At 44.1% G+C, this 25,872-nt stretch carries 18 protein-coding genes, 3 tRNA genes, 3 rRNA genes and 1 other annotated feature; of the genes, 19 read left to right on the top strand and 5 right to left on the bottom strand.

Features of this window, described 5'->3' with window-relative positions; all coding sequences use genetic code 11:
- The 12 genes from dnaA to rrf all read left to right on the top strand — a co-directional run bounded on the left by dnaA (window position 1) and on the right by rrf (window position 14,334).
- Window positions 1-1,341: a chromosomal replication initiator protein DnaA gene (gene dnaA / locus NYE20_RS00005; protein ID WP_003242674.1), complete on the top strand. Its 1,341-nt coding sequence runs from the start codon at window positions 1-3 to the stop codon at window positions 1,339-1,341.
- 189 nt (window positions 1,342-1,530) lie between these two features.
- Window positions 1,531-2,667, top strand: a complete 1,137-nt coding sequence (gene dnaN, locus NYE20_RS00010; RefSeq protein WP_003226811.1) for a DNA polymerase III subunit beta — start codon at window positions 1,531-1,533, stop codon at window positions 2,665-2,667.
- A gap of 130 nt (window positions 2,668-2,797) precedes the next feature.
- Window positions 2,798-3,013 carry a ribosome maturation protein RlbA gene (gene rlbA, locus NYE20_RS00015; protein ID WP_003226810.1) on the top strand — a complete coding sequence of 72 codons (216 nt, stop codon included), beginning with the start codon at window positions 2,798-2,800 and terminating at the stop codon, window positions 3,011-3,013.
- A 15-nt stretch (window positions 3,014-3,028) separates the two neighbouring features.
- Entirely contained in the window at window positions 3,029-4,141 is a 1,113-nt protein-coding gene (recF, locus tag NYE20_RS00020; RefSeq protein WP_003243515.1) for a DNA replication/repair protein RecF, read from the top strand.
- Between the two features lie 17 nt (window positions 4,142-4,158).
- Entirely contained in the window at window positions 4,159-4,404 is a 246-nt protein-coding gene (remB, locus tag NYE20_RS00025) for an extracellular matrix regulator RemB (protein ID WP_003219266.1), read from the top strand.
- A 54-nt stretch (window positions 4,405-4,458) separates the two neighbouring features.
- Window positions 4,459-6,375 carry a DNA topoisomerase (ATP-hydrolyzing) subunit B gene (gyrB, locus tag NYE20_RS00030; RefSeq protein WP_003226808.1) on the top strand — a complete coding sequence of 639 codons (1,917 nt, stop codon included), beginning with the start codon at window positions 4,459-4,461 and terminating at the stop codon, window positions 6,373-6,375.
- Window positions 6,376-6,585: 210 nt separating this feature from the next.
- On the top strand, window positions 6,586-9,051 hold the full coding sequence (gyrA, locus tag NYE20_RS00035) for a DNA topoisomerase (ATP-hydrolyzing) subunit A (protein ID WP_003244540.1): 2,466 nt from the start codon (window positions 6,586-6,588) through the stop codon (window positions 9,049-9,051).
- 288 nt (window positions 9,052-9,339) lie between these two features.
- A 16S ribosomal RNA gene (locus NYE20_RS00040) occupies window positions 9,340-10,889 on the top strand.
- Between the two features lie 102 nt (window positions 10,890-10,991).
- A tRNA-Ile gene (locus tag NYE20_RS00045) sits at window positions 10,992-11,068 on the top strand.
- A gap of 11 nt (window positions 11,069-11,079) precedes the next feature.
- Window positions 11,080-11,155: transfer RNA gene (locus NYE20_RS00050), tRNA-Ala, on the top strand.
- 81 nt (window positions 11,156-11,236) lie between these two features.
- Window positions 11,237-14,164, top strand: a 23S ribosomal RNA gene (locus NYE20_RS00055).
- A 54-nt stretch (window positions 14,165-14,218) separates the two neighbouring features.
- Window positions 14,219-14,334: ribosomal RNA gene (gene rrf, locus NYE20_RS00060) — 5S ribosomal RNA — on the top strand.
- Together the 16S, 23S and 5S rRNA genes with 2 tRNA genes alongside form the textbook arrangement of a ribosomal RNA operon.
- 39 nt (window positions 14,335-14,373) lie before the next feature.
- Here the strand turns inward: rrf and NYE20_RS00065 are convergent.
- Window positions 14,374-15,321 (bottom strand): YaaC family protein, encoded by a 948-nt coding sequence (locus NYE20_RS00065; protein WP_031315178.1) that lies wholly within the window; start codon window positions 15,319-15,321, stop codon window positions 14,374-14,376.
- A 120-nt stretch (window positions 15,322-15,441) separates the two neighbouring features.
- On the opposite strand from NYE20_RS00065, the gene guaB reads away from it, so the two are divergent.
- From guaB to NYE20_RS00095, 6 genes are all read left to right on the top strand, one after another.
- Entirely contained in the window at window positions 15,442-16,908 is a 1,467-nt protein-coding gene (gene guaB / locus NYE20_RS00070) for an IMP dehydrogenase (protein ID WP_003226803.1), read from the top strand.
- Window positions 16,909-17,060: 152 nt separating this feature from the next.
- A complete protein-coding gene (gene dacA, locus NYE20_RS00075) occupies window positions 17,061-18,392 on the top strand; it encodes a D-alanyl-D-alanine carboxypeptidase (RefSeq protein WP_015482683.1) in 1,332 nt (443 codons plus the stop codon).
- Between the two features lie 196 nt (window positions 18,393-18,588).
- Entirely contained in the window at window positions 18,589-19,473 is an 885-nt protein-coding gene (pdxS, locus tag NYE20_RS00080; RefSeq protein WP_003247145.1) for a pyridoxal 5'-phosphate synthase lyase subunit PdxS, read from the top strand.
- Window positions 19,474-19,494: 21 nt separating this feature from the next.
- On the top strand, window positions 19,495-20,085 hold the full coding sequence (gene pdxT, locus NYE20_RS00085; protein ID WP_049139618.1) for a pyridoxal 5'-phosphate synthase glutaminase subunit PdxT: 591 nt from the start codon (window positions 19,495-19,497) through the stop codon (window positions 20,083-20,085).
- 52 nt (window positions 20,086-20,137) lie between these two features.
- Window positions 20,138-20,350, top strand: a binding site (T-box leader).
- Window positions 20,351-20,406: 56 nt separating this feature from the next.
- Window positions 20,407-21,684 carry a serine--tRNA ligase gene (gene serS / locus NYE20_RS00090; protein WP_003247131.1) on the top strand — a complete coding sequence of 426 codons (1,278 nt, stop codon included), beginning with the start codon at window positions 20,407-20,409 and terminating at the stop codon, window positions 21,682-21,684.
- 134 nt (window positions 21,685-21,818) lie between these two features.
- A tRNA-Ser gene (locus NYE20_RS00095) sits at window positions 21,819-21,911 on the top strand.
- 111 nt (window positions 21,912-22,022) lie between these two features.
- On the opposite strand, the gene dck is transcribed toward NYE20_RS00095, so the two are convergent.
- The 4 genes from dck to NYE20_RS00115 all read right to left on the bottom strand — a co-directional run bounded on the left by dck (window position 22,023) and on the right by NYE20_RS00115 (window position 25,293).
- Window positions 22,023-22,676 (bottom strand): deoxyadenosine/deoxycytidine kinase, encoded by a 654-nt coding sequence (gene dck / locus NYE20_RS00100; RefSeq protein ID WP_339184154.1) that lies wholly within the window; start codon window positions 22,674-22,676, stop codon window positions 22,023-22,025.
- The gene (gene dgk, locus NYE20_RS00105) at window positions 22,673-23,296 is read right to left on the bottom strand and encodes a deoxyguanosine kinase (protein ID WP_003226790.1); all 624 of its coding nucleotides are present in this window, start codon (window positions 23,294-23,296) and stop codon (window positions 22,673-22,675) included. Before dgk ends, dck begins: the two co-directional genes overlap by 4 nt.
- 98 nt (window positions 23,297-23,394) lie before the next feature.
- Window positions 23,395-24,678 carry a glycoside hydrolase family 18 protein gene (locus tag NYE20_RS00110; protein WP_161621073.1) on the bottom strand — a complete coding sequence of 428 codons (1,284 nt, stop codon included), beginning with the start codon at window positions 24,676-24,678 and terminating at the stop codon, window positions 23,395-23,397.
- A 69-nt stretch (window positions 24,679-24,747) separates the two neighbouring features.
- Window positions 24,748-25,293, bottom strand: coding sequence for an isochorismatase family cysteine hydrolase (locus tag NYE20_RS00115; RefSeq protein WP_003226786.1), 546 nt, complete (start codon window positions 25,291-25,293; stop codon window positions 24,748-24,750).
- Between the two features lie 85 nt (window positions 25,294-25,378).
- On the opposite strand from NYE20_RS00115, the gene tadA reads away from it, so the two are divergent.
- Window positions 25,379-25,864, top strand: coding sequence for a tRNA adenosine(34) deaminase TadA (gene tadA, locus NYE20_RS00120; RefSeq protein ID WP_003226784.1), 486 nt, complete (start codon window positions 25,379-25,381; stop codon window positions 25,862-25,864).
- Window positions 25,865-25,872 lie beyond the last annotated feature (8 nt).

Here is a 25,872-nt window from a genome sequence, read left to right on the forward strand (position 1 = left end):
ATGGAAAATATATTAGACCTGTGGAACCAAGCCCTTGCTCAAATCGAAAAAAAGTTGAGCAAACCGAGTTTTGAGACTTGGATGAAGTCAACCAAAGCCCACTCACTGCAAGGCGATACATTAACAATCACGGCTCCCAATGAATTTGCCAGAGACTGGCTGGAGTCCAGATACTTGCATCTGATTGCAGATACTATATATGAATTAACCGGGGAAGAATTGAGCATTAAGTTTGTCATTCCTCAAAATCAAGATGTTGAGGACTTTATGCCGAAACCGCAAGTCAAAAAAGCGGTCAAAGAAGATACATCTGATTTTCCTCAAAATATGCTCAATCCAAAATATACTTTTGATACTTTTGTCATCGGATCTGGAAACCGATTCGCACACGCTGCTTCCCTCGCAGTAGCGGAAGCACCCGCGAAAGCTTACAACCCTTTATTTATCTATGGGGGCGTCGGCTTAGGGAAAACGCACTTAATGCATGCGATCGGCCATTATGTAATAGATCATAATCCTTCTGCCAAAGTGGTTTATCTGTCTTCTGAGAAATTTACAAACGAATTCATCAACTCTATCCGAGATAATAAAGCCGTCGACTTCCGCAATCGCTATCGAAATGTTGATGTGCTTTTGATAGATGATATTCAATTTTTAGCGGGGAAAGAACAAACCCAGGAAGAATTTTTCCATACATTTAACACATTGCACGAAGAAAGCAAACAAATCGTCATTTCAAGTGACCGACCGCCAAAGGAAATTCCGACACTTGAGGACAGATTGCGCTCACGTTTTGAATGGGGACTTATTACAGATATCACACCGCCTGATCTAGAAACGAGAATTGCAATTTTAAGAAAAAAAGCCAAAGCAGAAGGCCTCGATATTCCGAACGAGGTTATGCTTTACATCGCGAATCAAATCGACAGCAATATTCGGGAACTCGAAGGAGCATTAATCAGAGTTGTCGCTTATTCATCTTTAATTAATAAAGATATTAATGCTGATCTGGCCGCTGAGGCGTTGAAAGATATTATTCCTTCCTCAAAACCGAAAGTCATTACGATAAAAGAAATTCAGAGGGTAGTAGGCCAGCAATTTAATATTAAACTCGAGGATTTCAAAGCAAAAAAACGGACAAAGTCAGTGGCTTTTCCGCGTCAAATCGCCATGTACTTATCAAGGGAAATGACTGATTCCTCTCTTCCTAAAATCGGTGAAGAGTTTGGAGGACGTGATCATACGACCGTTATTCATGCGCATGAAAAAATTTCAAAACTGCTGGCAGATGATGAACAGCTTCAGCAGCATGTAAAAGAAATTAAAGAACAGCTTAAATAGCAGGACCGGGGATCAATCGGGGAAAGTGTGAATAACTTTTCGGAAGTCATACACAGTCTGTCCACATGTGGATAGGCTGTGTTTCCTGTCTTTTTCACAACTTATCCACAAATCCACAGGCCCTACTATTACTTCTACTATTTTTTTATAAATATATATATTAATACATTATCCGTTAGGAGGATAAAAATGAAATTCACGATTCAAAAAGATCGTCTTGTTGAAAGTGTCCAAGATGTATTAAAAGCAGTTTCATCCAGAACAACGATTCCCATTCTGACTGGTATTAAAATTGTTGCATCAGATGATGGAGTATCCTTTACAGGGAGTGACTCAGATATTTCTATTGAATCCTTCATTCCAAAAGAAGAAGGAGATAAAGAAATCGTCACTATTGAACAGCCCGGAAGCATCGTTTTACAGGCTCGCTTTTTTAGTGAAATTGTGAAAAAATTGCCGATGGCAACTGTAGAAATCGAAGTCCAAAATCAGTATTTGACAATTATCCGTTCTGGTAAAGCTGAATTTAATCTGAACGGACTGGATGCTGATGAGTATCCGCACTTGCCGCAGATTGAAGAGCATCATGCGATTCAGATCCCAACTGATTTGTTAAAAAATCTAATCAGACAAACAGTATTTGCGGTGTCCACCTCAGAAACACGCCCTATCTTGACAGGTGTAAACTGGAAAGTGGAGCAAAGTGAATTATTATGCACTGCAACGGATAGCCACCGTCTCGCATTAAGAAAGGCGAAACTTGATATTCCAGAAGATAGATCTTATAACGTCGTGATTCCGGGAAAAAGTTTAACTGAACTCAGCAAGATTTTAGATGACAACCAGGAACTTGTAGATATCGTCATCACAGAAACCCAAGTTCTGTTTAAAGCGAAAAACGTCTTATTCTTCTCACGGCTTCTAGACGGGAATTATCCAGACACAACCAGCCTGATTCCGCAAGACAGCAAAACAGAAATCATTGTGAACACAAAAGAATTCCTTCAGGCCATTGATCGTGCATCTCTTTTAGCTAGAGAGGGACGCAACAACGTTGTAAAACTGTCCGCAAAACCGGCTGAATCCATTGAAATTTCTTCCAATTCTCCAGAAATCGGTAAAGTTGTGGAAGCAATTGCTGCGGATCAAATTGAAGGTGAGGAATTAAATATCTCTTTTAGTCCAAAATATATGCTGGATGCACTAAAGGTGCTTGAAGGAGCAGAAATACGCGTAAGCTTTACAGGCGCAATGAGACCTTTCTTAATTCGCACGCCGAATGATGAAACGATTGTACAGCTTATCCTTCCTGTCAGAACCTATTAATCCGATACACTGCTGCCGACTCGTCGGCAGCTTTTCTATTCGGTATCTGCTCCGACAAGTTTTCCCTTTCCCTAATTCGTTTTTTTTTAGTACAATTAGATATTAGTGATATTTGAAAGAGGTCGATATAATGGCAAATCCGATTTCAATTGATACAGAGATGATTACACTCGGACAATTCTTAAAATTAGCCGATGTGATTCAGTCTGGCGGTATGGCGAAGTGGTTTTTAAGCGAGCATGAAGTGCTTGTGAACGATGAGCCGGACAACCGCCGGGGCAGAAAGCTGTATGTTGGAGATGTGGTAGAGATTGAAGGATTTGGTTCATTTCAAGTCGTCAATTAAAGCGGGTGACACTGATTGTATATCCAGAACTTAGAACTGACATCTTACCGCAACTACGACCATGCTGAACTTCAATTTGAAAATAAAGTAAATGTGATCATCGGAGAAAACGCCCAGGGGAAGACAAACCTCATGGAGGCGATCTATGTCTTGTCCATGGCGAAATCGCACCGGACATCAAATGACAAAGAACTTATACGATGGGACAAAGACTATGCTAAAATAGAGGGAAGAGTGATGAAGCAAAACGGGGCGATCCCGATGCAGCTCGTCATCTCCAAAAAGGGTAAAAAGGGCAAGGTCAATCATATTGAACAGCAAAAGCTCAGCCAGTATGTCGGGGCCCTCAACACGATTATGTTCGCGCCGGAAGATTTAAATCTTGTAAAAGGAAGCCCTCAAGTAAGAAGGCGGTTTCTTGACATGGAAATCGGACAGGTTTCTCCCGTCTACCTTCATGATCTTTCTCTTTACCAGAAAATCCTTTCCCAGCGGAATCATTTTTTGAAACAGCTGCAAACAAGAAAACAAACTGACCGGACGATGCTCGATGTTCTGACCGATCAGCTTGTAGAAGTTGCAGCAAAAGTCGTCGTAAAACGCCTGCAGTTTACAGCACAGCTCGAGAAATGGGCGCAGCCCATCCATGCAGGCATCTCAAGAGGGCTTGAAGAACTGACCCTGAAATACCATACAGCTCTTGATGTATCAGATCCCCTAGATTTGTCGAAAATAGGAGATAGCTATCAAGAAGCGTTTTCTAAATTAAGAGAAAAAGAAATTGAGCGTGGTGTGACGCTGTCAGGGCCTCATCGCGATGATGTTCTTTTCTATGTGAACGGACGCGATGTGCAGACGTATGGTTCTCAAGGACAGCAGCGAACGACGGCGTTGTCCCTTAAGCTGGCGGAGATTGACCTGATCCATGAAGAAATCGGAGAATATCCCATTTTACTATTGGATGATGTACTGAGTGAACTGGATGATTATCGCCAGTCACACTTGCTTCATACGATCCAAGGCCGTGTACAAACGTTTGTCACAACGACAAGCGTTGATGGCATTGATCACGAAACCTTACGTCAAGCAGGAATGTTCCGTGTGCAAAATGGTGCGTTAGTGAAGTGAAGAAATGAGGTGAGCAATTGTATATTCATTTAGGTGATGACTTTGTGGTTTCAACACGAGATATTGTCGGCATTTTTGACTTTAAAGCCAACATGTCGCCTATTGTTGAAGAATTTCTGAAAAAACAGAAACACAAGGTGGTGCCTTCCGTAAACGGCACGCCCAAATCTATCGTAGTCACTGTTCAGAATATATATTACTCTCCCTTATCTTCCAGCACATTAAAAAAACGTGCGCAATTTATGTTTGAAATAGATTCTTAGAAATTTTTTATCACGAATATATCGTTTAGAAAAGTGTAGGTGAATGACGTGGCTATGGAACAGCAGCAAAACAGTTATGATGAAAATCAGATACAGGTACTAGAAGGATTGGAAGCTGTTCGTAAAAGACCGGGGATGTATATCGGTTCGACAAACAGCAAAGGCCTTCACCACCTGGTATGGGAAATTGTCGACAATAGTATTGACGAAGCCCTCGCCGGTTATTGTACGGATATCAATATCCAAATCGAAAAAGACAACAGTATCACGGTTGTAGATAATGGCCGCGGTATTCCAGTCGGTATTCATGAAAAAATGGGCCGTCCTGCGGTAGAAGTCATTATGACGGTGCTTCATGCCGGAGGAAAATTTGACGGAAGCGGCTATAAAGTATCCGGAGGATTACACGGTGTAGGTGCGTCGGTCGTAAACGCACTATCAACAGAGCTTGATGTGACGGTTCACCGTGACGGTAAAATTCACCGCCAAACCTATAAACGCGGAGTTCCGGTTACAGACCTTGAAATCATTGGCGAAACGGATCATACAGGAACGACGACACATTTTGTCCCGGACCCTGAAATTTTCTCAGAAACAACCGAGTATGATTACGATCTGCTTGCCAACCGCGTGCGTGAATTAGCCTTTTTAACAAAGGGCGTAAACATCACGATTGAAGATAAACGTGAAGGACAAGAGCGCAAAAATGAATACCATTACGAAGGCGGAATTAAAAGTTATGTAGAGTATTTAAACCGCTCTAAAGAGGTTGTCCATGAAGAGCCGATTTACATTGAAGGCGAAAAGGACGGCATTACGGTTGAAGTGGCTTTGCAATACAATGACAGCTACACAAGCAACATTTACTCGTTTACAAACAACATTAACACGTACGAAGGCGGTACCCATGAAGCTGGCTTCAAAACGGGCCTGACTCGTGTTATCAACGATTACGCCAGAAAAAAAGGGCTTATTAAAGAAAATGATCCAAACCTAAGCGGAGATGACGTAAGGGAAGGGCTGACAGCGATTATTTCAATCAAACACCCTGATCCGCAGTTTGAGGGCCAAACGAAAACAAAGCTGGGCAACTCAGAAGCACGGACGATCACCGATACGTTATTTTCTACGGCGATGGAAACATTTATGCTGGAAAATCCAGATGCAGCCAAAAAAATTGTCGATAAAGGCTTAATGGCGGCAAGAGCAAGAATGGCTGCGAAAAAAGCCCGTGAACTAACACGCCGTAAGAGTGCTTTGGAAATTTCCAACTTGCCCGGTAAGTTAGCGGACTGCTCTTCAAAAGATCCGAGCATCTCCGAGTTATATATCGTAGAGGGTGACTCTGCCGGAGGATCTGCTAAACAAGGACGCGACAGACATTTCCAAGCCATTTTGCCGCTTAGAGGTAAAATCCTAAACGTTGAAAAGGCCAGACTGGATAAAATCCTTTCTAACAACGAAGTTCGCTCTATGATCACAGCGCTCGGCACAGGTATTGGGGAAGACTTCAACCTTGAGAAAGCCCGTTACCACAAAGTTGTCATTATGACAGATGCCGATGTTGACGGCGCGCACATCAGAACACTGCTGTTAACGTTCTTTTACAGATATATGCGCCAAATTATCGAAAATGGCTACGTGTACATTGCGCAGCCGCCGCTCTACAAGGTTCAACAGGGGAAACGCGTTGAATATGCGTACAATGACAAGGAGCTGGAAGAGCTGTTAAAAACTCTTCCTCAAACGCCTAAGCCTGGACTGCAGCGTTACAAAGGTCTTGGTGAAATGAATGCCACCCAGCTATGGGAGACAACCATGGATCCTAGTTCCAGAACACTTCTTCAGGTAACTCTTGAAGATGCAATGGATGCGGACGAGACTTTTGAAATGCTTATGGGCGACAAGGTAGAACCGCGCCGAAACTTCATAGAAGCGAATGCGAGATACGTTAAAAATCTTGACATCTAATCATAAAAAGCCTTATTTCCAATAAGAAATAAGGCTTTTTTCTGAACAAGATCAGATGCAGCAATGCCTGCAATACCTATATATTCTAGCAATTTAATGTGTATAATCATAAGTTTATTGATATAATGGAGAATAGTGAAATCGTATTGAAGGTCATAATGGACAATCTACTCCCACATATTTCATGTGATACTTCAGGGAGGTTTTTTAATGAGTGAACAAAACACACCACAAGTTCGTGAAATAAATATCAGTCAGGAAATGCGTACGTCCTTCTTGGATTATGCAATGAGCGTTATCGTGTCCCGTGCTCTTCCGGATGTTCGAGACGGTTTAAAACCGGTTCATAGACGGATTTTGTATGCAATGAATGATTTAGGCATGACAAGTGACAAGCCTTATAAAAAATCCGCGCGTATCGTTGGAGAAGTTATCGGGAAATACCACCCGCACGGTGATTCAGCGGTATATGAATCCATGGTCAGAATGGCTCAGGATTTCAACTACCGTTATATGCTCGTTGACGGTCATGGAAACTTCGGTTCTGTTGACGGAGACTCAGCGGCGGCCATGCGTTATACAGAAGCAAGAATGTCTAAAATCTCAATGGAGATTCTTCGTGACATCACAAAAGACACAATCGATTACCAGGATAACTATGACGGGTCAGAAAGAGAACCTGTCGTTATGCCTTCAAGGTTCCCGAATCTGCTCGTGAACGGTGCTGCCGGCATTGCGGTAGGTATGGCAACAAACATTCCTCCGCACCAGCTGGGAGAAATCATTGACGGTGTACTTGCTGTCAGTGAGAATCCGGACATTACTATTCCAGAGCTTATGGAAGTCATTCCAGGGCCTGATTTCCCGACCGCAGGTCAAATCTTGGGACGCAGCGGTATCCGGAAAGCATACGAATCAGGCCGAGGCTCTATCACGATTCGGGCAAAAGCTGAGATCGAACAAACATCTTCGGGTAAAGAAAGAATTATCGTTACAGAGTTACCTTACCAAGTAAATAAGGCGAAATTAATTGAGAAAATTGCTGATCTCGTAAGGGACAAAAAGATAGAGGGTATCACAGATCTGCGTGATGAGTCAGATCGTACAGGTATGAGAATTGTCATTGAAATCAGACGCGATGCCAATGCAAATGTCATCTTAAACAATCTGTACAAACAAACTGCTCTACAAACATCTTTTGGCATCAACCTGCTTGCACTTGTTGATGGCCAGCCGAAAGTTTTAACTCTTAAGCAATGCCTGGAGCATTACCTTGACCATCAAAAAGTTGTCATTAGACGCCGTACTGCTTATGAATTGCGTAAAGCAGAAGCGAGAGCTCATATCTTGGAAGGATTGAGAGTTGCACTGGATCATCTCGATGCAGTTATCTCCCTTATCCGTAATTCTCAAACGGCTGAAATTGCGAGAACAGGTTTAATTGAACAATTCTCACTGACAGAGAAGCAAGCACAAGCGATCCTTGACATGAGGCTCCAGCGTTTAACGGGACTGGAACGTGAAAAGATCGAAGAAGAATACCAATCTCTTGTTAAATTAATTGCAGAGCTAAAAGACATCTTGGCAAATGAATATAAAGTGCTTGAGATCATTCGTGAAGAACTCACGGAAATCAAAGAGCGTTTTAACGATGAAAGACGTACTGAGATCGTCACTTCTGGACTGGAGACAATTGAAGATGAAGATCTCATCGAGAGAGAAAATATCGTAGTTACTCTGACGCACAACGGATACGTCAAACGTCTTCCTGCATCAACTTACCGCAGTCAAAAACGGGGCGGAAAAGGTGTACAAGGTATGGGAACAAACGAAGATGATTTCGTTGAACATTTGATCTCTACGTCAACTCATGACACGATTCTCTTCTTCTCGAACAAGGGGAAAGTGTATCGTGCAAAAGGGTATGAAATCCCTGAATACGGCAGAACGGCAAAAGGAATCCCGATTATTAACCTGCTGGAGGTAGAAAAGGGTGAGTGGATCAACGCGATTATTCCAGTCACGGAATTCAATGCGGAGCTTTACCTTTTCTTCACTACAAAGCATGGGGTTTCAAAACGAACATCACTATCTCAATTCGCTAATATCCGCAACAATGGTCTAATCGCTCTGAGTCTTCGTGAAGACGATGAACTGATGGGTGTACGTCTGACTGATGGTACAAAACAAATCATCATTGGAACGAAAAACGGTTTACTGATCCGTTTCCCTGAAACAGATGTCCGGGAGATGGGAAGAACTGCGGCGGGCGTAAAAGGCATCACCCTGACGGATGACGACGTTGTTGTCGGCATGGAGATATTAGAGGAAGAATCACACGTCCTTATCGTTACTGAAAAAGGGTACGGAAAACGAACTCCGGCTGAAGAGTACAGAACCCAAAGCCGGGGCGGAAAAGGACTCAAAACAGCGAAAATCACCGAGAACAACGGCCAACTAGTAGCAGTGAAAGCTACTAAAGGTGAAGAGGATCTAATGATTATTACAGCTAGCGGCGTACTCATCAGAATGGACATCAATGATATCTCCATCACCGGACGTGTCACTCAAGGTGTGCGTCTCATCAGAATGGCAGAAGAAGAGCATGTTGCTACAGTAGCTTTAGTAGAGAAAAACGAAGAAGATGAGAATGAAGAAGAACAAGAAGAAGTGTGAAAAAAAGCGCAGCTGAAATAGCTGTGCTTTTTTTGTCATAACCCTTTACAGTCATAAAAATTATGGTATAATCATTTCTGTTGTCTTTTTAAAGACACAAGCATGACCATTATGACTAGTAAAAACTTTTTTAAAAAAGTATTGACCTAGTTAACTAAAAATGTTACTATTAAGTAGTCGCTTCGAGAGAAGCACACAAAGTTCTTTGAAAACTAAACAAGACAAAACGTACCTGTTAATTCAGTTTTTAAAAATCGCACAGCGATGTGCGTAGTCAGTCAAACTACTTTATCGGAGAGTTTGATCCTGGCTCAGGACGAACGCTGGCGGCGTGCCTAATACATGCAAGTCGAGCGGACAGATGGGAGCTTGCTCCCTGATGTTAGCGGCGGACGGGTGAGTAACACGTGGGTAACCTGCCTGTAAGACTGGGATAACTCCGGGAAACCGGGGCTAATACCGGATGGTTGTTTGAACCGCATGGTTCAAACATAAAAGGTGGCTTCGGCTACCACTTACAGATGGACCCGCGGCGCATTAGCTAGTTGGTGAGGTAACGGCTCACCAAGGCAACGATGCGTAGCCGACCTGAGAGGGTGATCGGCCACACTGGGACTGAGACACGGCCCAGACTCCTACGGGAGGCAGCAGTAGGGAATCTTCCGCAATGGACGAAAGTCTGACGGAGCAACGCCGCGTGAGTGATGAAGGTTTTCGGATCGTAAAGCTCTGTTGTTAGGGAAGAACAAGTACCGTTCGAATAGGGCGGTACCTTGACGGTACCTAACCAGAAAGCCACGGCTAACTACGTGCCAGCAGCCGCGGTAATACGTAGGTGGCAAGCGTTGTCCGGAATTATTGGGCGTAAAGGGCTCGCAGGCGGTTTCTTAAGTCTGATGTGAAAGCCCCCGGCTCAACCGGGGAGGGTCATTGGAAACTGGGGAACTTGAGTGCAGAAGAGGAGAGTGGAATTCCACGTGTAGCGGTGAAATGCGTAGAGATGTGGAGGAACACCAGTGGCGAAGGCGACTCTCTGGTCTGTAACTGACGCTGAGGAGCGAAAGCGTGGGGAGCGAACAGGATTAGATACCCTGGTAGTCCACGCCGTAAACGATGAGTGCTAAGTGTTAGGGGGTTTCCGCCCCTTAGTGCTGCAGCTAACGCATTAAGCACTCCGCCTGGGGAGTACGGTCGCAAGACTGAAACTCAAAGGAATTGACGGGGGCCCGCACAAGCGGTGGAGCATGTGGTTTAATTCGAAGCAACGCGAAGAACCTTACCAGGTCTTGACATCCTCTGACAATCCTAGAGATAGGACGTCCCCTTCGGGGGCAGAGTGACAGGTGGTGCATGGTTGTCGTCAGCTCGTGTCGTGAGATGTTGGGTTAAGTCCCGCAACGAGCGCAACCCTTGATCTTAGTTGCCAGCATTCAGTTGGGCACTCTAAGGTGACTGCCGGTGACAAACCGGAGGAAGGTGGGGATGACGTCAAATCATCATGCCCCTTATGACCTGGGCTACACACGTGCTACAATGGACAGAACAAAGGGCAGCGAAACCGCGAGGTTAAGCCAATCCCACAAATCTGTTCTCAGTTCGGATCGCAGTCTGCAACTCGACTGCGTGAAGCTGGAATCGCTAGTAATCGCGGATCAGCATGCCGCGGTGAATACGTTCCCGGGCCTTGTACACACCGCCCGTCACACCACGAGAGTTTGTAACACCCGAAGTCGGTGAGGTAACCTTTTAGGAGCCAGCCGCCGAAGGTGGGACAGATGATTGGGGTGAAGTCGTAACAAGGTAGCCGTATCGGAAGGTGCGGCTGGATCACCTCCTTTCTAAGGATATTTTACGGAATATAAGACCTTGGGTCTTATAAACAGAACGTTCCCTGTCTTGTTTAGTTTTGAAGGAACTTTGTTCCTTGAATAAGTTAAGATGGGCCTGTAGCTCAGCTGGTTAGAGCGCACGCCTGATAAGCGTGAGGTCGGTGGTTCGAGTCCACTCAGGCCCACCATCTTATATAACGGGGCCTTAGCTCAGCTGGGAGAGCGCCTGCTTTGCACGCAGGAGGTCAGCGGTTCGATCCCGCTAGGCTCCACCAACGTGTTCTTTGAAAACTAGATAACAGTAGACATCACATTCAATTAGTAACACAAGATATCACATAGTGATTCTTTTTAACGGTTAAGTTAGAAAGGGCGCACGGTGGATGCCTTGGCACTAGGAGCCGATGAAGGACGGGACGAACACCGATATGCTTCGGGGAGCTGTAAGCAAGCTTTGATCCGGAGATTTCCGAATGGGGAAACCCACCACTCGTAATGGAGTGGTATCCATATCTGAATTCATAGGATATGAGAAGGCAGACCCGGGGAACTGAAACATCTAAGTACCCGGAGGAAGAGAAAGCAAATGCGATTCCCTGAGTAGCGGCGAGCGAAACGGGATTAGCCCAAACCAAGAGGCTTGCCTCTTGGGGTTGTAGGACACTCTGTACGGAGTTACAAAAGAACGAGGTAGATGAAGAGGTCTGGAAAGGCCCGCCATAGGAGGTAACAGCCCTGTAGTCAAAACTTCGTTCTCTCCTGAGTGGATCCTGAGTACGGCGGAACACGTGAAATTCCGTCGGAATCCGGGAGGACCATCTCCCAAGGCTAAATACTCCCTAGTGACCGATAGTGAACCAGTACCGTGAGGGAAAGGTGAAAAGCACCCCGGAAGGGGAGTGAAAGAGATCCTGAAACCGTGTGCCTACAAGTAGTCAGAGCCCGTTAACGGGTGATGGCGTGCCTTTTGTAGAATGAACCGGCGAGTTACGATCCCGTGCAAGGTTAAGCAGAAGATGCGGAGCCGCAGCGAAAGCGAGTCTGAATAGGGCGCATGAGTACGTGGTCGTAGACCCGAAACCAGGTGATCTACCCATGTCCAGGGTGAAGTTCAGGTAACACTGAATGGAGGCCCGAACCCACGCACGTTGAAAAGTGCGGGGATGAGGTGTGGGTAGGGGTGAAATGCCAATCGAACCTGGAGATAGCTGGTTCTCTCCGAAATAGCTTTAGGGCTAGCCTCAAGGTAAGAGTCTTGGAGGTAGAGCACTGATTGGACTAGGGGCCCCTACCGGGTTACCGAATTCAGTCAAACTCCGAATGCCAATGACTTATCCTTGGGAGTCAGACTGCGAGTGATAAGATCCGTAGTCGAAAGGGAAACAGCCCAGACCGCCAGCTAAGGTCCCAAAGTATACGTTAAGTGGAAAAGGATGTGGAGTTGCTTAGACAACCAGGATGTTGGCTTAGAAGCAGCCACCATTTAAAGAGTGCGTAATAGCTCACTGGTCGAGTGACTCTGCGCCGAAAATGTACCGGGGCTAAACGTATCACCGAAGCTGCGGACTGTTCTTCGAACAGTGGTAGGAGAGCGTTCTAAGGGCTGTGAAGCCAGACCGGAAGGACTGGTGGAGCGCTTAGAAGTGAGAATGCCGGTATGAGTAGCGAAAGAGGGGTGAGAATCCCCTCCACCGAATGCCTAAGGTTTCCTGAGGAAGGCTCGTCCGCTCAGGGTTAGTCGGGACCTAAGCCGAGGCCGAAAGGCGTAGGCGATGGACAACAGGTTGATATTCCTGTACCACCTCCTCACCATTTGAGCAATGGGGGGACGCAGGAGGATAGGGTAAGCGCGGTATTGGATATCCGCGTCCAAGCAGTTAGGCTGGGAAATAGGCAAATCCGTTTCCCATAAGGCTGAGCTGTGATGGCGAGCGAAATATAGTAGCGAAGTTCCTGATTCCACACTGCCAAGAAAAGCCTCTAGCGAGGTGAGAGGTGCCCGTACCGCAAACCGACACAGGTAGGCGAGGAGAGAATCCTAAGGTGATCGAGAGAACTCTCGTTAAGGAACTCGGCAAAATGACCCCGTAACTTCGGGAGAAGGGGTGCTCTGTTAGGGTGCAAGCCCGAGAGAGCCGCAGTGAATAGGCCCAGGCGACTGTTTAGCAAAAACACAGGTCTCTGCGAAGCCGTAAGGCGAAGTATAGGGGCTGACGCCTGCCCGGTGCTGGAAGGTTAAGAGGAGCGCTTAGCGTAAGCGAAGGTGCGAATTGAAGCCCCAGTAAACGGCGGCCGTAACTATAACGGTCCTAAGGTAGCGAAATTCCTTGTCGGGTAAGTTCCGACCCGCACGAAAGGCGCAACGATCTGGGCACTGTCTCAACGAGAGACTCGGTGAAATTATAGTACCTGTGAAGATGCAGGTTACCCGCGACAGGACGGAAAGACCCCGTGGAGCTTTACTGCAGCCTGATATTGAATGTTGGTACAGCTTGTACAGGATAGGTAGGAGCCTTGGAAACCGGAGCGCCAGCTTCGGTGGAGGCATCGGTGGGATACTACCCTGGCTGTATTGACCTTCTAACCCGCCGCCCTTATCGGGCGGGGAGACAGTGTCAGGTGGGCAGTTTGACTGGGGCGGTCGCCTCCTAAAAGGTAACGGAGGCGCCCAAAGGTTCCCTCAGAATGGTTGGAAATCATTCGCAGAGTGTAAAGGCACAAGGGAGCTTGACTGCGAGACCTACAAGTCGAGCAGGGACGAAAGTCGGGCTTAGTGATCCGGTGGTTCCGCATGGAAGGGCCATCGCTCAACGGATAAAAGCTACCCCGGGGATAACAGGCTTATCTCCCCCAAGAGTCCACATCGACGGGGAGGTTTGGCACCTCGATGTCGGCTCATCGCATCCTGGGGCTGTAGTCGGTCCCAAGGGTTGGGCTGTTCGCCCATTAAAGCGGTACGCGAGCTGGGTTCAGAACGTCGTGAGACAGTTCGGTCCCTATCCGTCGCGGGCGCAGGAAATTTGAGAGGAGCTGTCCTTAGTACGAGAGGACCGGGATGGACGCACCGCTGGTGTACCAGTTGTTCTGCCAAGGGCATCGCTGGGTAGCTATGTGCGGACGGGATAAGTGCTGAAAGCATCTAAGCATGAAGCCCCCCTCAAGATGAGATTTCCCATTCCGCAAGGAAGTAAGATCCCTGAAAGATGATCAGGTTGATAGGTCTGAGGTGGAAGTGTGGCGACACATGGAGCTGACAGATACTAATCGATCGAGGACTTAACCATATTTTGAATGATGTCACACCTGTTATCTAGTTTTGAGAGAACACTCTCAATTTGTTTGGTGGCGATAGCGAAGAGGTCACACCCGTTCCCATACCGAACACGGAAGTTAAGCTCTTCAGCGCCGATGGTAGTCGGGGGTTTCCCCCTGTGAGAGTAGGACGCCGCCAAGCAAGTTTAAACCCAGCTCATTGAGCTGGGTTTTTTGTTTGTTAAAAATGAAGAAGAAACTGTGAAGCGTATTTAGGGAATTTCTTTTCTGTTACTAATAAAAACTGCTGAATTAACACGTAGTCATCACTTATATGCTGTGTTAATAACTCATACCACCATTCTGTTTCATACCTTGCAATCATCCCAACGTTGTACAAAATCAAATAATGAATTGTCATTTCGGGAAGCCTCAGAAATTGCTCCCTTTGAGAAGGGATATAATATTGGTTCTTTTCCATGTCAAACAATAAGCTGGTCGATGTCCATGGCTCCTTGTCTTGTGGTGAAATTTCGAACAGCAGCCCGTGTTCATTTTTTTTTGTAAAAGACCATTGATAATGATGGGACATGTATTCAGCAAACCTTGAATCAGACATTTTGTAATTGATTACTACTTCCTCCGGTACAAAAATTTCGTTCTTATCCTTCTCAACTTTTGTCATAAATCGTTCTTTCTGATGAAAGTAGAAAATATCGCTAAGTTCTGGAATGGCCATTAATAATTTTTTCATGGTATACCGTTCATCTACTATATCCGATTGTCCGAATAAATGTTTCATAAAATGTATGCATAGGCCATTTCGTTGTATTTTCACTTCATCATCGCTAAAACAATAATTTTGTTTCTTTCGTTTTCTTGTTGTTACGCCATGTGCCAGTACTGATGTATGGCTTGGATAATGAGGATCACGTGTAATTAAGCATGCTTTGATAAGCTGTGCCATTCCATAAAATAAAAGAATCGGTTTGATTTCTAAGGGAGAATATGCGGCTTGTTTATAAAACGATTCGGCATGCTTTAAGAAATAAATAAACCGTTCACTGTTTTTAAAAGAGTTTTTTTTCGCATCGTCAATACCGTTTAAGGTATAAACCTTTTCTAGAAATTTCTGGGTTGATTCAACGGAGTAAAATAGCGCTAAGTCTTTCCACTCATGATATGTCATGTATATTTCTTGATCCTTTCCGTTATCTAAATATTTCAACTCTTTCCCGCTTCCTTGACATGCTCTTGGCTAGTTGATAATCTACATATAATATTTTGCCGAAAAGAGGGGGATTTACTAATGTGGGAAAGTAAATTTTCAAAAGAAGGCTTAACGTTCGACGATGTGCTGCTTGTACCAGCAAAGTCTGAGGTACTTCCGCGTGATGTGGATTTATCTGTAGAACTTACAAAAACGTTAAAGCTAAATATTCCTGTCATCAGCGCAGGTATGGACACTGTAACAGAATCAGCAATGGCAATTGCAATGGCAAGACAGGGCGGCTTGGGCATCATTCACAAAAATATGTCCATTGAACAGCAGGCTGAACAAGTTGATAAAGTAAAGCGTTCTGAGCGCGGCGTTATCACAAATCCCTTCTTTTTAACTCCTGATCACCAAGTATTTGATGCGGAGCATTTGATGGGGAAATACAGAATTTCCGGTGTTCCGATTGTAAATAACGAAGAAGACCAGAAGCTTGTTGGAATTATTACAAACCGTGACCTTCGTTTTATTTCTGACTACTCAATGAAAATCAGCGATGTCATGACGAAAGAAGAGCTAGTTACTGCATCTGTAGGAACTACTCTGGATGAAGCTGAAAAGATTTTGCAGAAACATAAAATTGAAAAGCTTCCTCTCGTAGACGACCAGAATAAATTAAAAGGTCTTATCACAATTAAAGACATTGAAAAAGTCATTGAGTTTCCGAACTCATCTAAAGACATTCACGGCCGCCTGATCGTTGGCGCGGCAGTTGGTGTAACTGGCGATACAATGACTCGCGTCAAAAAGCTTGTTGAAGCCAATGTTGATGTGATTGTTATCGATACAGCTCACGGACACTCTCAAGGCGTTTTAAACACAGTCACAAAAATCCGTGAAACGTATCCCGAATTAAACATTATTGCTGGAAACGTGGCAACAGCTGAAGCGACAAGAGCGCTTATCGAAGCTGGAGCAGACGTTGTCAAAGTTGGAATAGGACCTGGCTCAATTTGTACTACACGTGTTGTAGCCGGCGTCGGTGTTCCACAAATTACAGCAATTTATGATTGTGCGACTGAAGCAAGAAAACACGGCAAAACAATCATAGCCGACGGTGGGATTAAATTCTCTGGCGATATCACTAAAGCATTGGCAGCCGGCGGACATGCTGTTATGCTCGGAAGCTTGCTTGCAGGCACATCAGAAAGCCCTGGTGAAACTGAAATCTACCAAGGCAGAAGATTTAAGGTATACCGCGGCATGGGATCAGTTGCTGCAATGGAAAAAGGAAGTAAAGACCGTTACTTCCAAGAAGAAAACAAAAAATTTGTTCCTGAAGGAATTGAAGGACGCACACCTTACAAAGGACCAGTTGAAGAAACCGTTTATCAGCTAGTCGGAGGTCTTCGTTCTGGTATGGGGTATTGCGGGTCCAAAGATCTGCGTGCGCTAAGAGAAGAAGCTCAGTTCATTCGCATGACTGGCGCAGGACTTCGCGAAAGCCATCCGCATGACGTACAGATTACAAAAGAATCACCTAACTATACAATTTCATAATAAATTGTTACAAATTAAAAACATTTGACAGGGTCTCTGACTCTGTCTATTTTTTTTATACTGATTATGATAAAATTTATACTGTTGTGCATTGAAAATGTCCTTAACGGCTTAATTATAGATGAAGAAAATGAAATACGGAGGTCGTACGATTGAACATCAAGAAATGTAAACAGCTACTGATGTCATTGGTTGTGTTAACTCTAGCTGTCACGTGTCTGGCTCCAATGTCAAAAGCAAAAGCAGCCAGCGATCCAATTGATATCAATGCATCTGCTGCTATTATGATCGAAGCTTCTTCAGGTAAAATTCTTTACAGTAAAAATGCAGATAAGAGACTGCCAATTGCGAGTATGACAAAAATGATGACAGAGTATCTGTTATTGGAAGCAATTGATCAAGGTAAAGTGAAATGGGACCAAACCTATACGCCTGATGACTATGTGTATGAAATTTCCCAAGATAACAGCTTATCAAACGTTCCTCTTCGGAAAGACGGGAAATACACAGTAAAAGAATTATATCAAGCTACAGCAATTTATTCTGCAAATGCTGCTGCTATTGCGATTGCAGAAATCGTTGCCGGTTCTGAAACTAAGTTTGTTGAAAAAATGAATGCAAAAGCAAAAGAACTAGGCTTAACAGATTACAAATTTGTTAACGCAACAGGTCTTGAAAACAAAGATCTTCACGGGCATCAGCCTGAGGGGACAAGCGTAAATGAAGAAAGTGAAGTTTCTGCAAAGGATATGGCGATTCTTGCGGATCACTTGATTACTGATTACCCTGAGATACTGGAGACTTCCAGTATCGCCAAAACGAAATTCCGAGAAGGCACCGATGATGAAATGGACATGCCGAACTGGAATTTTATGCTGAAGGGGCTTGTCAGCGAGTATAAAAAAGCGACTGTAGACGGACTGAAAACAGGTTCTACTGACTCTGCGGGTTCATGCTTTACAGGAACAGCTGAACGCAACGGTATGCGTGTCATCACTGTTGTTTTAAACGCAAAGGGCAACCTTCATACAGGCCGTTTCGATGAAACGAAGAAAATGTTTGATTATGCTTTCGACAATTTCTCCATGAAAGAAATTTATGCTGAAGGCGATCAAGTAAAAGGCCATAAAACAATTTCAGTTGATAAGGGTAAAGAGAAAGAAGTAGGCATTGTGACAAACAAGGCGTTCTCTCTTCCTGTCAAAAATGGTGAAGAAAAGAATTACAAAGCGAAGGTCACACTGAATAAAGACAACTTAACTGCTCCTGTGAAAAAAGGAACCAAGGTTGGGAAGCTGACTGCGGAATACACAGGTGATGAAAAGGATTACGGATTCCTTAACAGCGATCTGGCTGGCGTAGACCTTGTTACAAAAGAAAATGTAGAAAAAGCAAACTGGTTTGTTTTGACAATGCGCAGTATCGGCGGATTTTTTGCCGGAATTTGGGGAAGCATTGTTGATACGGTAACCGGCTGGTTTTAATCAATTGAAAGAGCTCTGATGGATGTTAGGGCTCTTTCGCGTAATATACTGAAAAAACCCAATTTTTAATAAAAAATGATTTTCAAAGCGCTAAAAACCGAATAAAATAGTATATATCCATATGAATTATTGGATTTCTAGGATACAATAAGGATTAGAAATCATATAACTATACCTTGATTAGGGGGACCAAGAAATGGCTCAAACAGGTACTGAACGTGTAAAACGCGGAATGGCAGAAATGCAAAAAGGCGGCGTCATTATGGACGTCATCAATGCGGAACAAGCGAAAATCGCTGAAGAAGCTGGAGCTGTCGCTGTAATGGCGCTAGAACGTGTGCCAGCAGATATTCGCGCGGCTGGAGGAGTTGCCCGTATGGCGGACCCTACAATCGTGGAAGAAGTAATGAATGCAGTATCTATCCCGGTAATGGCAAAAGCGCGTATAGGACATATTGTTGAAGCGCGTGTGCTTGAAGCTATGGGTGTTGACTATATTGATGAAAGTGAAGTTCTGACGCCAGCTGACGAAGAATTTCATTTAAATAAAAATGAATACACAGTTCCTTTTGTCTGTGGCTGCCGTGATCTTGGTGAAGCAACACGCCGTATTGCGGAAGGTGCTTCTATGCTTCGCACAAAAGGTGAGCCTGGAACAGGTAATATTGTTGAGGCTGTTCGCCATATGCGCAAAGTTAACGCTCAAGTGCGCAAAGTAGTTGCGATGAGTGAGGATGAACTAATGACAGAAGCGAAAAACCTAGGTGCTCCTTACGAGCTTCTTCTTCAAATTAAAAAAGACGGCAAGCTTCCTGTCGTTAACTTTGCCGCTGGCGGCGTAGCAACTCCAGCTGATGCTGCTCTCATGATGCAGCTTGGTGCTGACGGAGTATTTGTTGGTTCTGGTATTTTCAAATCAGACAACCCTGCTAAATTTGCGAAAGCAATTGTGGAAGCAACAACTCACTTTACTGATTACAAATTGATCGCTGAGTTGTCAAAAGAGCTTGGTACTGCAATGAAAGGGATTGAAATCTCAAACTTACTTCCAGAACAGCGTATGCAAGAACGCGGCTGGTAAGAACATAGGAGCGCTGCTGACATGTTAACAATAGGTGTACTAGGACTTCAAGGAGCAGTTAGAGAGCACATCCATGCGATTGAAGCATGCGGCGTGGCTGGTCTTGTCGTAAAACGTCCGGAGCAGCTGAACGAAGTTGACGGGTTGATTTTGCCGGGCGGTGAGAGCACGACGATGCGCCGTTTGATCGATACGTATCAATTCATGGAGCCGCTTCGTGAATTCGCTGCTCAGGGCAAACCGATGTTTGGAACATGTGCCGGATTAATTATATTAGCAAAAGAAATTGCCGGTTCAGATAATCCTCATTTAGGTCTTCTGAATGTGGTTGTAGAACGTAATTCATTTGGCCGGCAGGTTGACAGCTTTGAAGCTGATTTAACAATTAAAGGCTTGGACGAGCCTTTTACAGGGGTATTCATCCGTGCTCCGCATATTTTAAAAGCTGGTGAAAATGTTGAAGTTCTATCGGAGCATAATGGTCGTATTGTAGCCGCGAAACAGGGGCAATTCCTTGGCTGCTCATTCCATCCGGAGCTGACAGAAGATCACCGAGTGACACAGCTGTTTGTTGAAATGGTTGAGGAATATAAGCAAAAGGCACTTGTATAAAACAGTTGAAAGCTGTGGAAACTTATAGTACATTATAAGCACAAATAAAGATCGAAAAGCGTTGATAGGAACTAGTAGGGAGCCTCTCTTTCTAAGAGAGCCGATGGTTGGTGCGAATCGGTGAAAGATGCTGTCTGAATCCATCCTTGAGCGAAATGCTGAAACAAGTAGGCATTTACGGGATAACCGTTATGTTTGAAAGTGGAAAACGAGTCTTTGATTTGTTTTCAATCAGGGTGGCAACGCGAGAGCTCTCGTCCCTTTATGGGGATGAGGGCTCTTTTTATTTTCGACAAATCAATAAAAAAAGGAGTGTTTCGCATGCTTGATACGAAAATGCTGAGAGCAAATTTTCAAGAAATTAAAGCAAAGCTTGTACACAAAGGCGAAGACTTAACTGATTTTGATAAGTTTGAGGCGCTGGATGATAGACGAAGAGAGCTTATCGGCAAGGTTGAAGAGTTAAAAGGAAAACGAAATGAAGTTTCTCAGCAGGTTGCTGTGCTGAAGCGTGAGAAAAAAGACGCGGATCACATTATTAAAGAAATGCGTGAAGTCGGCGAGGAAATTAAAAAGCTTGATGAAGAATTGCGAACAGTGGAAGCTGAGCTTGATACAATCCTTCTCTCAATCCCGAATATTCCGCATGAGTCTGTACCTGTCGGTGAAACAGAAGACGACAACGTAGAAGTGCGTAAATGGGGTGAAAAGCCTTCATTTGCTTATGAGCCGAAGCCGCACTGGGATATTGCGGATGAGCTGGGTATTCTGGATTTTGAACGTGCTGCCAAAGTAACAGGAAGCCGTTTCGTGTTCTATAAAGGCTTAGGTGCTCGTCTGGAGCGTGCGCTTTATAACTTTATGCTTGATCTGCATGTGGATGAGTATAACTACACTGAAGTGATCCCGCCATATATGGTAAACCGCGCAAGCATGACGGGAACGGGGCAGCTTCCTAAATTTGAAGAGGATGCATTTAAAATCAGAGAAGAAGATTATTTCTTAATTCCAACGGCGGAAGTGCCGATTACAAACATGCATCGCGATGAAATCCTTTCAGGTGACAGCCTGCCGATCAACTATGCGGCATTCAGTGCTTGCTTCCGTTCTGAAGCTGGTTCAGCAGGACGTGACACACGCGGATTAATTCGTCAGCACCAATTTAATAAAGTTGAGCTTGTAAAGTTTGTGAAGCCTGAAGATTCTTATGAAGAATTAGAGAAGCTTACAAACCAAGCAGAACGGGTTCTTCAGCTGCTTGAGCTTCCATACCGTGTCATGAGCATGTGTACGGGTGACTTAGGCTTTACGGCTGCGAAAAAATACGATATCGAAGTTTGGATTCCAAGCCAAGACACATATCGAGAAATCTCTTCTTGCAGCAACTTCGAAGCGTTCCAGGCGAGACGTGCGAATATTCGTTTCAGACGTGAAGCTAAAGGCAAGCCTGAGCATGTACACACACTGAACGGTTCAGGACTGGCGGTTGGAAGAACAGTTGCCGCTATCTTAGAAAATTATCAGCAGGAAGACGGAAGCGTTGTGATTCCGAAAGTGCTCCGTCCTTATATGGGGAATAGAGAAGTAATGAAACCGTAAATTATGGAAAGGCGTGCCTGACAAGGTGCGCCTTTTTGCTTATGTAAACACGGCATTTTCATAAAAACAAAAAAAGTTTTTAAAAATGCTTGACCACACGAGAACATACGTGATATAGTAAGTCTTGTCGATACGGAGGAATACCCAAGTCCGGCTGAAGGGATCGGTCTTGAAAACCGACAGGGGTGTCAAAGCCCGCGGGGGTTCGAATCCCTCTTCCTCCGCCATATTGATTTTAATTCTAATGAAACACAAGCATATATTGGAGATTGTTTTGTCCGTTGCATTCGGTGCGGCGGATTTTTTATTTTAAAGAAAAAGTGAATCTCGACTGAGATTCACTTTTTTTGATTATCATGAATAACTGAAGCAATTTGATCTACAATATTTTCAATCGAGTTTTCGTCGTTCAGAAGATCATAATCTTCAATGCGAAGTTTTAAAACAGGGCAGGCATTAAAACCGCTTATCCAGTTCTCGTATCGTGTATGCATTTCTTCCCAATAAGACCTGCTTGTCTGAAGCTCCATCTCACGGCCGCGTTGTTCAATCCGGTTTAAAATGTTCTCCAGATCTCCTTCTAAATAGATCAACACATCTGGGTGTGGGAAATACGGTGTCATTACCATTGCTTCGAAAAGGCTTGTGTAAGTCTTATAATCAACCTTTGACATTGTCCCTTTATCAGCATGCATTTTTGCGAAAATTCCTGTATCTTCATAAATCGAACGATCCTGTACAAAACCTCCACCGGCTTCAAAAATTGTTTTCTGTTCTTTGAAGCGTTCAGCTAAGAAGTAAATTTGAAGGTGAAAGCTCCAACGTTCAAAATCATGATAGAACTTTTCCAAATATGGATTATGATCGACTTCCTCCAAAGATGTTTTAAATCCAAGCCGTTTAGCTAAAGTTTTTGTTAAAGTCGATTTTCCGACACCTACTGTTCCTGCTACTGTAATAATTGAACTCTTAGGGATATGATGTTCCTTCATACGATAAGCTCCTTTACATGGGCGGCAATGCGTTCAAAGTCGCTCTTATTCAAAACGAAATCCTTTGAATCACCATCTACGGTTAACACTGTAAGTTCAGGGTCTGCTTCCTGCAGCTGCTTGATGGCGACTTCATAATCTGAAATCAGCTGCTCCAAATAGCTAGTTTCAATTTTTTTCTCAAAGGGGCGCCCGCGTTTTTCAATGCGGTGTAGCAATGTAGGCAGACTGGCCTTTATGTAAATGATGAAATTCGGCTTTGGCAGATCATCCGTTAGCAGGTGATATATCTTTTTGTATTTTTCCAGCTGATGTGGAGACAAGGTGCGTTCCGCAAAAATCACATTTTTATAAATATGATAATCAGCTATTACAGGCTGTCCCTTTTTTAAAAAGTGATCACTGGTGTCTTCAAGCTGTTTGTATCTGTGACAAAGAAAAAACATCTCGAGCTGGAAGCTCCATTCCTCTATATTGTCATAAAACTTATCAAGGTACGGGTTATCCTCTACAATCTCATTGATCATAGGGAATCCGAATTCTTGTGAGAGCATCGTTGCGAGAGTTGTTTTTCCTGCCCCGATAGGACCTTCTATTGCAATAAAAGGGGCTGTATTCATCGGAATCCTCCTTATATCTGAAAAACGTGCGTCAGTTACCGACCTTCATATTGTATCATAACCCTTGGGTACCCCCATGAAAAAAAGACGTTTCCAAATTATCGAAACGTCTTTTTGACAACATTAAATTGATCAGACAGCAGCAGCCAGTTTTGTGGAAAGGAAAGACCCAGCTTCCAATAGCTGATGCCTCTTAAATTCAGCTCTTTAATCAGATTGAATTTTGCTTGAATCGAGCGGGCATCCTCGAACCATACCTCGTGCCTTCTGTTTTCTGCATCAGTATAGCGGAAGAAAGGAGCTTGAGCGGTTTGGTCATACTGAATGGAAGCATTGTTCTGATCAGCTATGACAATGGCTTGCTGAGGGCTTACTGCTCTTGCCGGAGTTCCTCCTGCTGTATATGGCAGCGTCCAGTCATATCCATATAAATTCTGGCCCATGACAATTTTGTTCGCAGGCATTTCAGTCAAAGCATATTCTATGACATCACGGACAGGTCCAATTGGAGAAACCGCTTGAGGCGGCCCGCCGCTATAGCCCCATTCATATGTCATGAGAACAACAAAGTCGACAATTTGGCCATGTGCCCTGTAATCATGAGCTTCATACCATCTGCCCTGCTGTGTTGCACTTGTTTTAGGAGCAAGAGCCGTAGAAATTTCTAAGCCCTCTCGATGAAAAAGATCCCTTGCTTCGCGGAGGAATTGATTATAAGCCTCTCTATCCTGGGGCCGCAAATATTCAAAGTCGAAATGAATGTCACGGAAGCCATATCTTCTGGCATTCTCGACTATTTCATTTAGAAGCCGTCTTTTTACAGTTTCGTCGTTCAAAAGGATCCGGCCAAGTTCATCGCTGAATGCTTGGTTTTCTAGGTTCGTTATAATCATCATCAATGTTGTATTTTGACTTTCTGTAATGCTCCTTAAATTCGTTAAAGGCGGTGCGACTAAGGTTCCGTTACGCTGTGCCTGGAAGCTGAATGCGCCAAGGTACGTTAAGTAGGGCGACGCTTCTCTGGCCGCCTGCTGGAGATTTTCGCTGATTTGATTTCCTCGGGGCTCCAAATAAGCATTTGATTCGATGTCTCGTTTAGAAGATGGTGGAATGTATAAACGGAAACCAATCTGAAGCACGGTATTTAACTGGATGCGGTTAACCCTTGCGAGCTCGGCTGCCGTTGTATTGAACTGCCGGGCGATAGATGTCAGGGTATCACCTCGCTTCACATCATAGAACTGGCCAGCTATTGGAATGACAATGGTTTGTCCGACAACAAGGCTGTCGGGATTCGGTATTTCATTCGTTTCAGCGATCTCATTTGCGGTTGTTCTGTATTGTGAAGCGATAGCAGAAAGAGTGTCGCCTTGTTTTACCACATAAATTTGAATGAAAAACGCCTCCTTTCATATCGCTATCAATGTATGAAAGAAAAGCGCTGATCATGTTTATTTTTCTGTAATTTGTTCTTCCGTCGTAATTTCTGCGAAAAGAACATTCTCCATCATAGTTAAGGCGAATTCGTTATCTTCGTCACTGTTTGACGCGATACAGTCCTTAGGAATCGTGATGCTGTATTCCCTCATATAAGCGTCATTAGCAGTAAACAGCACACATATATTGCCGGCTATACCTGTTAAGATAATATGTCTCACCTGCAACTCAGTAAGAAGGGTGTGAAGTGCAGTTTCGTAGAAAGCGGAATGTTTCGGTTTGATTAAAAAATAATCAGCATCTTCCGGAGCTATCTTTGTGATGATATCCTTGCTTCTTTCATTTGTGCATTCTTGCTGAATGTTTTTAATGTCAGCTTGCCAAAGTCCATAATGATCATTGATGTAAATAATCGGCCATTCATTTTGTCTCGCGTGCTCCTTTAATGATAAAATATGAGGAACGATTTTTTCTGTTTTTTTAGCGAGGGTTTCTCCCATATCGAATTCAAAATTATTGATCATGTCTACAATGAGAAGGGCTGTATCTGCTTTGGACAATCGACAGTCTCCTTTCCGTTTCAGTTATAGTTAATATGTAGCCTTTTTAGGCGATGAAAAAACTTTGAAAAGAGAGCTTATCCTTATGACACAAGATGAACTTTATATGAAAGAAGCAATTAAAGAAGCGAAAAAGGCTGAAGAGAAAGGTGAAGTGCCAATAGGTGCGGTGCTTGTCGTTAATGATGAAATTATAGCGCGTGCACATAATTTAAGAGAGACTGAGCAACGATCTATTGCCCATGCAGAAATGCTTGTAATTGATGAAGCGTGTAAGGCACTCGGAACATGGCGGCTGGAAGGTGCGACTCTTTATGTGACGCTTGAGCCTTGTCCAATGTGTGCTGGTGCCGTCGTACTTTCTCGAGTGGAAAAAGTGGTTTTTGGCGCATTTGATCCGAAAGGCGGCTGTTCAGGTACGCTAATGAACCTTCTTCAGGAGGAACGCTTTAATCATCAGGCTGAAGTGGTGAGCGGTGTACTTGAGGAAGAATGCGGCGGAATGCTCAGTGCGTTTTTCAGAGAACTAAGAAAAAAGAAGAAAGCCGCCAGGAAAAACTTGTCTGAATAGTACGGTTG

This window comes from Bacillus sp. FSL R5-0416 (assembly GCF_037975425.1).
GTDB classification, from domain to species: domain Bacteria; phylum Bacillota; class Bacilli; order Bacillales; family Bacillaceae; genus Bacillus; species Bacillus subtilis.

Coding starts and splice junctions, on each gene's coding strand:
- gyrB (WP_003226808.1), top strand. CDS start 4,459: ATGGAACAGCAGCAAAACAGTTATGATGAAAATCAGATACAGGTACTA.
- dnaN (WP_003226811.1), top strand. CDS start 1,531: ATGAAATTCACGATTCAAAAAGATCGTCTTGTTGAAAGTGTCCAAGAT.
- pdxT (WP_049139618.1), top strand. CDS start 19,495: ATGTTAACAATAGGTGTACTAGGACTTCAAGGAGCAGTTAGAGAGCAC.
- guaB (WP_003226803.1), top strand. CDS start 15,442: ATGTGGGAAAGTAAATTTTCAAAAGAAGGCTTAACGTTCGACGATGTG.
- gyrA (WP_003244540.1), top strand. CDS start 6,586: ATGAGTGAACAAAACACACCACAAGTTCGTGAAATAAATATCAGTCAG.
- tadA (WP_003226784.1), top strand. CDS start 25,379: ATGACACAAGATGAACTTTATATGAAAGAAGCAATTAAAGAAGCGAAA.
- rlbA (WP_003226810.1), top strand. CDS start 2,798: ATGGCAAATCCGATTTCAATTGATACAGAGATGATTACACTCGGACAA.
- serS (WP_003247131.1), top strand. CDS start 20,407: ATGCTTGATACGAAAATGCTGAGAGCAAATTTTCAAGAAATTAAAGCA.
- NYE20_RS00065 (WP_031315178.1), bottom strand. CDS start 15,321: ATGACATATCATGAGTGGAAAGACTTAGCGCTATTTTACTCCGTTGAA.
- dnaA (WP_003242674.1), top strand. CDS start 1: ATGGAAAATATATTAGACCTGTGGAACCAAGCCCTTGCTCAAATCGAA.
- dck (WP_339184154.1), bottom strand. CDS start 22,676: ATGAAGGAACATCATATCCCTAAGAGTTCAATTATTACAGTAGCAGGA.
- pdxS (WP_003247145.1), top strand. CDS start 18,589: ATGGCTCAAACAGGTACTGAACGTGTAAAACGCGGAATGGCAGAAATG.
- dgk (WP_003226790.1), bottom strand. CDS start 23,296: ATGAATACAGCCCCTTTTATTGCAATAGAAGGTCCTATCGGGGCAGGA.